General features: G+C 41.8%; 2 protein-coding genes, 2 tRNA genes and 3 rRNA genes. 6 read left to right on the plus strand and 1 reads right to left on the minus strand.

Features of this window, described 5'->3' with window-relative positions:
* The first annotated feature begins 350 nt into the window (after window positions 1–350).
* The 5 genes from PYW33_RS02440 (at window position 351) to rrf (ending at window position 5,852) form a co-directional block, all read left to right on the plus strand.
* Window positions 351–1,888, plus strand: a 16S ribosomal RNA gene (locus tag PYW33_RS02440).
* A gap of 60 nt (window positions 1,889–1,948) precedes the next feature.
* Window positions 1,949–2,025, plus strand: a tRNA-Ile gene (locus PYW33_RS02445).
* A 71-nt stretch (window positions 2,026–2,096) separates the two neighbouring features.
* Window positions 2,097–2,172: transfer RNA gene (locus PYW33_RS02450), tRNA-Ala, on the plus strand.
* A gap of 449 nt (window positions 2,173–2,621) precedes the next feature.
* Window positions 2,622–5,516, plus strand: a 23S ribosomal RNA gene (locus PYW33_RS02455).
* A gap of 221 nt (window positions 5,517–5,737) precedes the next feature.
* Window positions 5,738–5,852, plus strand: a 5S ribosomal RNA gene (gene rrf / locus PYW33_RS02460).
* The 16S, 23S and 5S rRNA genes sit together here with 2 tRNA genes alongside, the layout of an rRNA operon.
* A gap of 155 nt (window positions 5,853–6,007) precedes the next feature.
* Here rrf and PYW33_RS02465 read toward each other — a convergent pair.
* Entirely contained in the window at window positions 6,008–7,399 is a 1,392-nt protein-coding gene (locus tag PYW33_RS02465; protein WP_004645116.1) for a dihydrolipoyl dehydrogenase, read from the minus strand.
* 171 nt (window positions 7,400–7,570) lie between these two features.
* On the opposite strand from PYW33_RS02465, the gene PYW33_RS02470 reads away from it, so the two are divergent.
* A complete protein-coding gene (locus tag PYW33_RS02470; RefSeq protein ID WP_023278690.1) occupies window positions 7,571–12,718 on the plus strand; it encodes an Ig-like domain-containing protein in 5,148 nt (1,715 codons plus the stop codon).
* Window positions 12,719–12,758 lie beyond the last annotated feature (40 nt).

Genomic DNA, 12,758 nt, shown 5'->3' on the forward strand with positions numbered 1-12,758 from the left:
GTAGAATGCACATCCATCGGCGGTGATGAAGATTAAAACTTCTGATAAAACAGTGACTTAGTTGAGTTTGATTGAGTTGGGTTTTATTTGATAAGTTTAAAAATAATTTTCATTACTGGTTGACTTTCTAGAGATAGAGAGTAATATAGCCGACCTAGCTTGCTGGTGACGAATTAGCAAGAAGATCATTAAGAGATTATGAAGAACAACTTGTGTGGATTTTTACTGGTTGATCGATCGAAATTATTTTCATTGATTGATGGTAGAAATTACTCGAAGTTTATTTGAGAAATATTTGTCAGAAAATTGATGAGCCAAGATTGGTGCCCTTTAAGGCACTACATAGTATTAAACTGAAGAGTTTGATCATGGCTCAGATTGAACGCTGGCGGCAGGCTTAACACATGCAAGTCGAGCGGGGAAATGTAGCTTGCTACATTACCTAGCGGCGGACGGGTGAGTAATGCTTAGGAATCTGCCTATTAGTGGGGGACAACATCTCGAAAGGGATGCTAATACCGCATACGTCCTACGGGAGAAAGCAGGGGACCTTCGGGCCTTGCGCTAATAGATGAGCCTAAGTCGGATTAGCTAGTTGGTGGGGTAAAGGCCTACCAAGGCGACGATCTGTAGCGGGTCTGAGAGGATGATCCGCCACACTGGGACTGAGACACGGCCCAGACTCCTACGGGAGGCAGCAGTGGGGAATATTGGACAATGGGGGGAACCCTGATCCAGCCATGCCGCGTGTGTGAAGAAGGCCTTTTGGTTGTAAAGCACTTTAAGCGAGGAGGAGGCTACCGAGATTAATACTCTTGGATAGTGGACGTTACTCGCAGAATAAGCACCGGCTAACTCTGTGCCAGCAGCCGCGGTAATACAGAGGGTGCAAGCGTTAATCGGATTTACTGGGCGTAAAGCGCGCGTAGGTGGCCAATTAAGTCAAATGTGAAATCCCCGAGCTTAACTTGGGAATTGCATTCGATACTGGTTGGCTAGAGTATGGGAGAGGATGGTAGAATTCCAGGTGTAGCGGTGAAATGCGTAGAGATCTGGAGGAATACCGATGGCGAAGGCAGCCATCTGGCCTAATACTGACACTGAGGTGCGAAAGCATGGGGAGCAAACAGGATTAGATACCCTGGTAGTCCATGCCGTAAACGATGTCTACTAGCCGTTGGGGCCTTTGAGGCTTTAGTGGCGCAGCTAACGCGATAAGTAGACCGCCTGGGGAGTACGGTCGCAAGACTAAAACTCAAATGAATTGACGGGGGCCCGCACAAGCGGTGGAGCATGTGGTTTAATTCGATGCAACGCGAAGAACCTTACCTGGTCTTGACATAGTAAGAACTTTCCAGAGATGGATTGGTGCCTTCGGGAACTTACATACAGGTGCTGCATGGCTGTCGTCAGCTCGTGTCGTGAGATGTTGGGTTAAGTCCCGCAACGAGCGCAACCCTTTTCCTTATTTGCCAGCGGGTTAAGCCGGGAACTTTAAGGATACTGCCAGTGACAAACTGGAGGAAGGCGGGGACGACGTCAAGTCATCATGGCCCTTACGACCAGGGCTACACACGTGCTACAATGGTCGGTACAAAGGGTTGCTACCTCGCGAGAGGATGCTAATCTCAAAAAGCCGATCGTAGTCCGGATTGGAGTCTGCAACTCGACTCCATGAAGTCGGAATCGCTAGTAATCGCGGATCAGAATGCCGCGGTGAATACGTTCCCGGGCCTTGTACACACCGCCCGTCACACCATGGGAGTTTGTTGCACCAGAAGTAGGTAGTCTAACCTTAGGGGGGACGCTTACCACGGTGTGGCAGATGACTGGGGTGAAGTCGTAACAAGGTAGCCGTAGGGGAACCTGCGGCTGGATCACCTCCTTAACGAAAGATTGACGATTGGTAAGAATCCACAACAAGTTGTTCTTCATACGATGTATCTGAGGGTCTGTAGCTCAGTTGGTTAGAGCACACGCTTGATAAGCGTGGGGTCACAAGTTCAAGTCTTGTCAGACCCACCAAATCTGACTAACGAAGCATGAAAGTGCTGAAGCAAACAGAACAGAACGATACATTGACTTATTGATAAGCTGGGGACTTAGCTTAGTTGGTAGAGCGCCTGCTTTGCACGCAGGAGGTCAGGAGTTCGACTCTCCTAGTCTCCACCATACATTCCTTCGGAATGTATAAAGACAAAAGCTAATAAATAGACAATCAGTTGATTGTTAGTTTAGTCCTTAAGCGATCAAGTGATGAGATCCTAGAGATTAACAAGTACAGGCGTTATGATACGCGCACTTGATAACCTCTGTGATTTATCACAGTTTCCTGACCTGACGAAGGCTGGAAAAATCATTAACAGAATATATTTGAGTTGAAATAATTTGTTCATACTCGTTTTTAAGATCGACATTAACAGTGATTTATTACTTGTTGATGAAGGTTGAGGAAATGAGTTACTAGCGAAATTAACTGAATCAAGCGTTTTGGTATATGAATCTAATTGAAGCTGTACAGTGCTTAAATGCACAAGACGCCAACTGTATGATTGACTGAGTGATTGGTTAATCTGTTGCTCATCCTGCTTGTAAGGATGAACGACTGTTTGGGGTTGTATAGTCAAGTAATTAAGTGCATGTGGTGGATGCCTTGGCAGTCAGAGGCGAAGAAAGACGTGATAGCCTGCGAAAAGCTCCGGGGAGGCGGCAAATATCCTGTGATCCGGAGATGTCTGAATGGGGAAACCCACTTACCATAAGGTAGGTATTGCAACATGAATACATAGTGTTGCAAGGCGAACGAGGGGAAGTGAAACATCTCAGTACCCTTAGGAAAAGAAATCAATTGAGATTCCCTCAGTAGCGGCGAGCGAAAGGGGAAGAGCCCATTAAGTCATATAAGTTCTAGTGGAACGCTCTGGGAAGTGCGACCGTAGACGGTGATAGTCCTGTACACGAAAGGGCTTATATGATGATGTCGAGTAGGGCGAGGCACGTGAAACCTTGTCTGAATATGGGGGGACCATCCTCCAAGGCTAAATACTCCTGACTGACCGATAGTGAACCAGTACCGTGAGGGAAAGGCGAAAAGAACCCCTGTGAGGGGAGTGAAATAGATCCTGAAACCGCATGCATACAAGCAGTGGGAGCCGGCTTAGTCCGGTGACTGCGTACCTTTTGTATAATGGGTCAGCGACTTATATTCAGTAGCAAGGTTAACCGCATAGGGGAGCCGTAGGGAAACCGAGTCTTAATAGGGCGTTTAGTTGCTGGGTATAGACCCGAAACCAGGTGATCTATCCATGAGCAGGTTGAAGGTTGGGTAACACTAACTGGAGGACCGAACCCACTGTCGTTGAAAAGCCAGGGGATGACTTGTGGATAGGGGTGAAAGGCTAATCAAACTTGGTGATAGCTGGTTCTCCCCGAAAGCTATTTAGGTAGCGCCTCGGACGAATACCATTGGGGGTAGAGCACTGTTTCGGCTAGGGGGTCATCCCGACTTACCAAACCGATGCAAACTCCGAATACCAATGAGTACTATCCGGGAGACAGACTGCGGGTGCTAACGTCCGTAGTCAAGAGGAAAACAATCCAGACCGCCAGCTAAGGCCCCAAAATTATAGTTAAGTGGGAAACGATGTGGGAAGGCATAGACAGCTAGGAGGTTGGCTTAGAAGCAGCCACCCTTTAAAGAAAGCGTAATAGCTCACTAGTCGAGTCGGCCTGCGCGGAAGATGTAACGGGGCTAAAACTATATGCCGAAGCTGCGGATGCATAATTTATTATGCGTGGTAGGGGAGCGTTCTGTAAGCCGATGAAGGTGGATTGAGAAGTCTGCTGGAGGTATCAGAAGTGCGAATGCTGACGTGAGTAACGACAATGCGAGTGAAAAACTCGCACGCTGAAAGACCAAGGGTTCCAGTCCAACGTTAATCGGGGCTGGGTGAGTCGACCCCTAAGGCGAGGCCGAGAGGCGTAGTCGATGGGAAATTGGTTAATATTCCAATACTTCTGTGTAATGCGATGAGAGGACGGAGAAGGTTAAGTCAGCCTGGCGTTGGTTGTCCAGGTGGAAGGTTGTAGGCATGTATCTTAGGCAAATCCGGGGTACTCTATGCTGAGAACTGATAGCAAGCTGTACTTGTACAGTGAAGTGGCTGATACCATGCTTCCAGGAAAAGTCTCTAAGCTTCAGTTACACAGGAATCGTACCCGAAACCGACACAGGTGGTCAGGTCGAGTAGACCAAAGCGCTTGAGAGAACTCTGCTGAAGGAACTAGGCAAAATGGTACCGTAACTTCGGGAGAAGGTACGCTGTTGTCTGTGATAGGACTTGCTCCTTGAGCGGCCGACAGCCTCAGAAACCAGGCCCCTGCAACTGTTTATTAAAAACATAGCACTCTGCAAACACGAAAGTGGACGTATAGGGTGTGATGCCTGCCCGGTGCTGGAAGGTTAATTGATGGGGTTAGCGTAAGCGAAGCTCTTGATCGAAGCCCCAGTAAACGGCGGCCGTAACTATAACGGTCCTAAGGTAGCGAAATTCCTTGTCGGGTAAGTTCCGACCTGCACGAATGGCATAATGATGGGGGCGCTGTCTCCAGCAGAGACTCAGTGAAATCGAATTCGCCGTGAAGATGCGGTGTACCCGCGGCTAGACGGAAAGACCCCGTGAACCTTTACTGCAGCTTGACATTGAACTTTGATCTTACTTGTGTAGGATAGGTGGGAGGCTTTGAAGTCGCGACGCTAGTTGCGATGGAGCCGTCCTTGAAATACCACCCTGGTAATATTGAGGTTCTAACTCTGTCCCGTTATCCGGGACGAGGACCATGTCTGGTGGGTAGTTTGACTGGGGCGGTCTCCTCCTAAAGAGTAACGGAGGAGTACGAAGGTGCGCTCAGCGTGGTCGGAAATCACGCGTAGAGTATAAAGGCAAAAGCGCGCTTAACTGCGAGACCCACAAGTCGAGCAGGTACGAAAGTAGGTCTTAGTGATCCGGTGGTTCTGTATGGAAGGGCCATCGCTCAACGGATAAAAGGTACTCTGGGGATAACAGGCTGATACCGCCCAAGAGTTCATATCGACGGCGGTGTTTGGCACCTCGATGTCGGCTCATCTCATCCTGGGGCTGAAGCAGGTCCCAAGGGTATGGCTGTTCGCCATTTAAAGAGGTACGCGAGCTGGGTTTAGAACGTCGTGAGACAGTTCGGTCCCTATCTACCGTGGGCGTTGGAAATTTGAGAGGATCTGCTCCTAGTACGAGAGGACCAGAGTGGACGAACCTCTGGTGTACCGGTTGTCACGCCAGTGGCATCGCCGGGTAGCTATGTTCGGAAGGGATAACCGCTGAAAGCATCTAAGCGGGAAGCCTACCTCAAGATAAGATTTCCCCGAGACTTTATGTCTCCTAAAGAGCCGTTGAAGACTACGACGTTGATAGGTTGGATGTGGAAGCATAGTGATATGTGAAGCTGACCAATACTAATTGCTCGTGAGGCTTGACTATACAACACCCAAACAGTTGTTGTACGAACTTCGAAAGAAGTGAGGATCAATTGATTCGATATTAAACAAAACAGCTTGATTTAGTTACGCTAAACGAACAAAATACACAACTCAGATATATCTGTTAATGAACGATGTTCAAAGCACTGCTTTGAACAGAGTGCAAGATTTGAAGAAAGCTAAGGCAACCATAAGACCTCAGTAAGTAATCATACCAGTTGTGCTGGCGACCATAGCAAGAGTGAACCACCTGATCCCTTCCCGAACTCAGAAGTGAAACCTCTTAGCGCTGATGGTAGTGTGGGATTACCCATGTGAGAGTAAGTCATCGCCAGCTCATTATTCGAAACACCCTCTGCTAACGCAGGGGGTGTTTTTTTATGGGCGAGATAATTGTCTTGACTATTTAGCATTCATATAACGTTAACTTTATACAGTGTTCAATATGAAGCTAGAGCGATAATTAACCTTATCGAGTAAGGGGCGGATTGCTCAACTTTGTTCTTGCAATGCATCAAACTGACGTCGAGCATGTTTAAAGGCAGTTCTAAGGCCTTCTTCCAGCGTAGGATGATAAAAAGGTTTCTTTAGGATCTGGTGAATATCCTGGTCGGCATCAATCATCCAGGCCAGTAAATGGGCCAGATGTTCTGCTTGGGAGCAAAAGAGTTCTGCACCAAGTAATTTACCTGATTTTTTAGCAATATAAACTTCTATTCCACCTGAGTTTTCTGCCAAAACCAGTGCACGTCCTTGATTTTCATAAGAGACGAATCCCCGAATAAATTCGATGTGTTGATCTTCCAGCTGTTTAAAACTTTTTCCGACAATCGCCATTTCAGGATGACAAAATACAATCGCCAATGGGATTAAGGCAGGAATAGGCTTTACATCCGGATAATTTAAACAGTTATAAACTGCCTGTTTACCCGCATGCGCGGCTTCATGTTGAATCGGCGCATCAGGTGCGGCATCACCGACTATAAATATAGGTAGGTTTGCAAGTTGTTTGGTTTCTTTATCGATAGGAAGGTTTTTGATGTCCTTGAATGTTGAATTGAGTTGATCTAGACCTAAACGATCTATATTGCTTTGCCGACCTGTGGCGCCTAAGATATAGTCAACTTCAATACTTTCAGTCTGATCATTTTCTGTAAAATTAATCTTTATTTTATCAGCTTGTATTCCAACTTCATCTGGCAAGTTCTTAAACTTGATATTGAGTTCTTTACTGAGTTGCTCCTGTGCCAGTTTCTGTAAGACTGGACTGGTTAAGGCACCTACTTTTTGACTACGCGCAAACATTGTAGTTTGTACACCCAGTCGTTGCATAGCTTGAGCTAATTCAATTGCAATAATGCCACTGCCGATCACTGCTAAAGACTTAGGTAATTGGGAAAACTCAAATATTTCATTTGAAGTGATGTATTTGTCTTTTAATTTTTGCTTTAGATTTTCATCAATATTGGGGCGTGAACCTACAGCGACAATAAAACTTTTGGCCCGATAGGATTGTCCATTGACTTCGATCGTTTGGAGATCAACAAATTTGGCTTTTCCGGAAATTTTATGTGAGCTGTCCCATTGATCGACACCTTTCAAGGTTGCACGAATAAAACGTTCTCTAAGGACATGCACGCGTTGCATAACCTCTGAAGGATCAATGACAGAATTATGTTTTAAAGCAAGTTCTTCAGCAGTTTGAATATCATGCATGCGATTTGCGGAAGAGATTAGCAATTTACTTGGCATACAACCTACACGGGCACAGGTCGTATCCCACGATCCATCATTGATAATTAAAATATTTTGGGTGTATTTGATAGCTTCGTTATAAGCACTGATCCCTGCAGTGCCTGCGCCGATGATGATGAGGTCATGCATAAAATGTTTACTCAGTTCTCAACAACTAACTATTTACCTTAATATTTACAATGTTTTCGATGTAAATTATGTAACTACATTGCTTATTTTTGCTAATTTGAGTAAATTTTGTATAAAAGCCAGAAGACTAACTTTATGGCAGCTTAAATATTATATCTAGTGGGAAAAATCATGAGTTTGTTTATAAATTTAAAAAAATTAGGGGTAAACACAACAGTTTTAGCGACATCAATTTCATTGGTCGCTTGTGGCGGTGGGGGAAGTGATGGTTACTACAATAATGGTTCTCCAAGTGGCAATACTGGGGAAGGGAATACAAGTGATAACAATCAATCAGAAACAGATACTTCAAAGGTAGCAAATAGTCTTAGTATTTCATTACAAGATATTGAAGGCAAACCTTTACAGATTGCTCAAGATAATAGTCAAGTCAAAATAGCAGTTAAAGTATTAAATATAGATAAAGGTGGAATCGCAGGTAAAGATGTACGTTTAAGTATTGGCGGAGAAGATTTGGGGGTAGAAAGTACTAACTCTAAAGTTTCTTCAGATGAAAATGGGGTTGCATTATTTACATTAAATATTCCTGCATTACAAACTGATACTGGAAAGGTTCAACTAACAGCAAAGGTTGAAGGAACTACAGTCTCAATTCCTTATACATTGAATATCAAAAAAACAAGTACAATTATCAGTGATTATAATCTTAATGTACCACAAGGTTTAGTGTTAAATTTGCCAAAAGGCTCTACTGACGTTGTAGTACAAGTAACGGATGCCAAAAGTGGTGCAAAAGTTGGTCAGACTGTTGAATTAACTTTACCTCCTGAAATGAATGGTAAATTTATAGTTGAAACAGGTTCATCAGTAACAACAGATACTCAAGGTAAAGCGACTTTTAAAATTAGTGCAAATCCGAATCTGACATCAGATGATATTGCAAATTTTGTTGAAAGTTCACAAAAACTAAGTTTTAAGTTAATTGATGAGTATCGTGCTGAAAAAAATGCAGTAACGTCTCTTACATTTAAAGATATTTCAAGTGTAGTAAATAAACTCGAAATTATTACACCAGAAGATTCTATTGCAGCCAAAGATGGCACAGCAAAAATTCTCGTATTTGCAAAAAATAGTGCAGGAAATGTTTTAAAAAATACCCAAGTCAAGTTAGCTGTAGATGCAATCGCGAAATATTATGGGGTCCAACTTGATAAAAATGAGGCTACAACAAATTCAGAAGGTTATGCTGAGTTCACTTTAAAGAGTAACTCGAATTATCCAATTGCTCTTTCACAAAGAGGAATTGAGCTTACTGCCACATACGAAAATAATCCGGATATTAATGGTAAAGCAACGGTACAGGTCGTAACTGCTGATAGTAGTGTAAATAATCAAGAGGCAATTCAGCGTTTAGAAATCGCATCTGCATATAAAGTGAATGCAGTTAATGATAGTGTCGAAATTAAAGTTAAAGCAATAAATTATAAAGGATTAGGGGCTTCTAAGGGTAATATCACTCTCAGCTTGAATGCAGGGGCAACATCTAATGGTGTTACTTTTGATGGTGCTGCAACTCGTGATGTAGATCCAAATGGCTTTGTAACTTTTAAGCTTAAGACAATTTCTCTGACACCAACACCTACACAAAAGGCAATTGATGCTTTAATTGATGCTGGTATTGAAGCAACTTTTACTGCAGATAATGGTGCAAGCAATAAGATTAATATTATTGTAGATAATGAAATTGTCTCTGAAAAAACAATTGATTATTTACAGATCGATCCAATATTAAATACCTTTGACTATAAAAAAGATCAAACTATTACAGTAAAAGTTAAAGCTCTTGATGAAAAAGGTAGTCCTTTAATCGGTGAAAAATTACAATTAAATAAGAATACACAATTTCAAAGCTTGGGTTTAAGCTTAAATGGTAATGCAGAAGCAGCAACACGTGATGATGGCTATGCAATATTTGAACTAGATTATAAGTATAATGGGTCTGAGCCTCAAAGAATTGCTGCTGAACAAGGTGTAAATATAGTTTTCTCTGCAGTTAGAGACAGTAAAAAAACTCAATCTATTAAACTTAACTTTGCTACACAAGCTAAGCCAGAACTGGACTATTTAACTGTTGATACTGACGGGATAAAATCTATTATCTTGGGTGTAGAAAAAATAGTAACAGTACGAGTGGCTGCAGTTGATAAAAATGGAGATGCCTTAGCAAATCAATTAGTAAACTTAAATGTGAAAGACAATATTTCACTAACTAAAGGTGTTTCTTATGCCTCACCAACCGAGGTGACAACAGATAGTAATGGCTTGGCTGTATTTAGCTTAAAAGTTAAAGCACAAAACCAAAGTGATTATGATGCCTTAATGAATGGTTTTGATATTGAAGTAACTCCTATCGGATCAGATACAAAAAAGATTAGTAGACATATTGAATTATCTGCATTTACAACTGATCCTGAAGCGAACAGTAAAGTCGCTCAATTAATGATTGATCCTATTACTAATGCATTTAGTTACGTTCAAAATCAAAATATTGTTATAAGAGCAAAAGCATTAGATGATAAAGGAAACCCACTCGTTAATGCACGTGTAAATATTGAATCATCCTTATCTAGTACAGATATGAAAGCTTTGCAATTAAGCCTTGTGAGTCAGGCTGAACAAGTTACAGATGCAGAAGGCTATGCGACATTTATATATAGTTATAAATATGATGGAACATCTACACAAGCTAATTTAGCGAAAGCAGGCGTAGAATTTACTATTCGTTCTGCTATTACTAATAAGGTAGATAATATTGCTATTAAATTTGCTACCTTACCAAAAGTGTTGGATTATTTTAATGTAAGTTTATCTCAATATGCCCTGGCTCTTGAGGGTGGGGAAAAAGTAATTAGTATCACAGTAGATGCTAAAGATATTAATGGGGATATTTTAGCTGGACAGCAGGTTTCAATTGGTTTAAATGATGCTGCATTACCAAATGGTATAAAGTTATTAACTCCAAGCTCACTTATTACTGATAATGCAGGTAAAGCTGTATTCCAAATAAGTATTGATCCAAAAACAGCTGAACAAATTGCAAATTTAGATGCAAATGATTTAACAATTGCAATTCTCGGTAAGCGCCCTGATGGTTCATCATATTCAGCAGTTCAAAAAGTTGAACTTTCGAAACCGGTTGAAGTATTACCAGACTTAGCTAATCTTCTGTTTACTACAATAGATGATAAACCATTAGATACAATTTCTGTACTTGGTGGTGAAACACGAGTTAAAGTTAAAGCAGTCGATGAAAATGGAAAACCAATTCCTAATACACCAATTGCAATTGCTTTATCTAGCCTTACCTCTAGCCGTGTTTCGCTAAGTAACTTGCCTACGCAAACGAATAGTCAGGGGGAAGCCGAGTTTACGGTAACGGTATCTGAGGGCGTTTATGATGCTAGTTTGATCAAAAATGGTATTGTCTTTGCCGTAGTTGGTACGAACTTAAATAATGGCGATCGTTTACAGCAAACAAGTGTAATTAGTATCACCGCTCCAGCAAATGCTTTAAATCCGCGTTTAACATCAGATGTAAAAACAGTGACAGCTGGGCAAACAGTTAAAGTGTATGCAGCTGTTAAAGATGAAATGGGGATTAATACTGCAGCTGGTACACCAATGCGATTGACTCTGAATCCAAAAGCTATTGCTGCAGGTGTTAAACTGAGTGCTGACGGAGTGGTAATACAAGGAAATGGTTCAGTGCCAATTGACTTAATTATTCCACAAGGTATTACATCTGCTGCTTTAGAATCTATTGTAGTAACAGGAACTATCCGTGATCCACGCAGTAATGAAATTCAGACGAAGCTAAATTTTGCTGTTCAAGATATTAGTAATCCTTATCACTTAACTATTGATAGTAGTCGTGTGTCATTAAGTTCAGCAGGTGATAGTGCATTTGTGACGGTTAAACTTCTTGATAAGAATCAAGGCGGTGTTGCGAATGAAAAAGTTAGCTTAGCTATTGCTGATCCGCGAAATGCGACTAGTATTAAAGGGGCTTCACAGCTCATTACTAATCAATTTGGTGAAGCTGTATTTGAAGTATCGATGAAATCACTACAAGGTACATTAGTATTACCAGTTCTACCAATCGAATTAACGGCAACCCATACCACCGCAACAGGTGCTTCAGTAAGTCTACCTGGCAGTATTCAAGTGCACTCACCAACAGTTTTAGCGCCAGAATTGGACTTAAAAATTAAAGTATCTAAAGATAAGTTAAATGTCCGTGGTGATTCTTTCGAAGTATCAGTATTGGTAGTAGACTTAGATGGTTCAAGTCAAGCTGGTAAAGCAGTTACATTAACAATTCCTCAATATAATCAAAATGGTGCATATATTCATGGCGCATCTACTATTGAAAGTGATGAGAATGGTTGGGCAAAATTTTCAATTGTAATTGATGAAAGTTTACGTAATCCAACCTATGACTTCGTTGCTGCTGATTTACGTGTAGAAGCTGTAGTTAAAGATACGCAGAATACAGAGCGACGTGTACCGCATGTGATTGATGTGGTAAATTCCGAAGTGCCAGTAACGATTGGTTCTATTGCGGTTAATTTTAATCCAACAGAGCTTACATCAACAGGTAACGGTATTTATTATCAAAAAGAAGGCTCTGTTCAGCTGGTTGATGTTGATGGGAAGCCAGTGGCAAATCAGGATGTGGTTTTAGATATTCGTCCAACTTCTTATGTTTTAGGTGAATGGAAATATGAAATTCAGAAAGATGCATGGAAAATAGTTGAGCAACCTGGTGTCGATGTGGATGGCAATCCTATTACCTTAAAAGTTAAAGAACTAGATGCGGTTTATCCATTTACGAATCTAAAAGGTTGGATTAAACCAGGTGATTATTATTATCCATTAGTAGGTACAATACCTGCACAAGTTCAAGATAAAAACTCAGCAACGACATGTACGGTGGATCCAACAACATCAACTTGGACAGCTAATGGTCAAGCATTACGTGTGGTTCGTTTCTTAGGTGGTACAGCAAATAATAGTACGACTCACCCATATACCGCGACCTATCGTACAGATAGTACTGGTAGGTTTGACTTCATCATTGAATATCCAAAAGCAAATGCTCATTGGATCGCAGTAGAAGTAGGAGCGAAAACTACACTTGCACAAACACCAACTAGAGGCTATACAACATTAACATTGCCAAGTTTAAGTAGTGATTATGCTGCTGATGGAAGTTATGCACCTAACCGCGTAAGTCCATATACAACATGTGTCAACTAATAATCTAATCTGACGAAAAAACAGCGCTTCGGCGCTGTTT

The organism is Acinetobacter lwoffii, assembly GCF_029024105.1.
GTDB lineage: Bacteria > Pseudomonadota > Gammaproteobacteria > Pseudomonadales > Moraxellaceae > Acinetobacter > Acinetobacter lwoffii.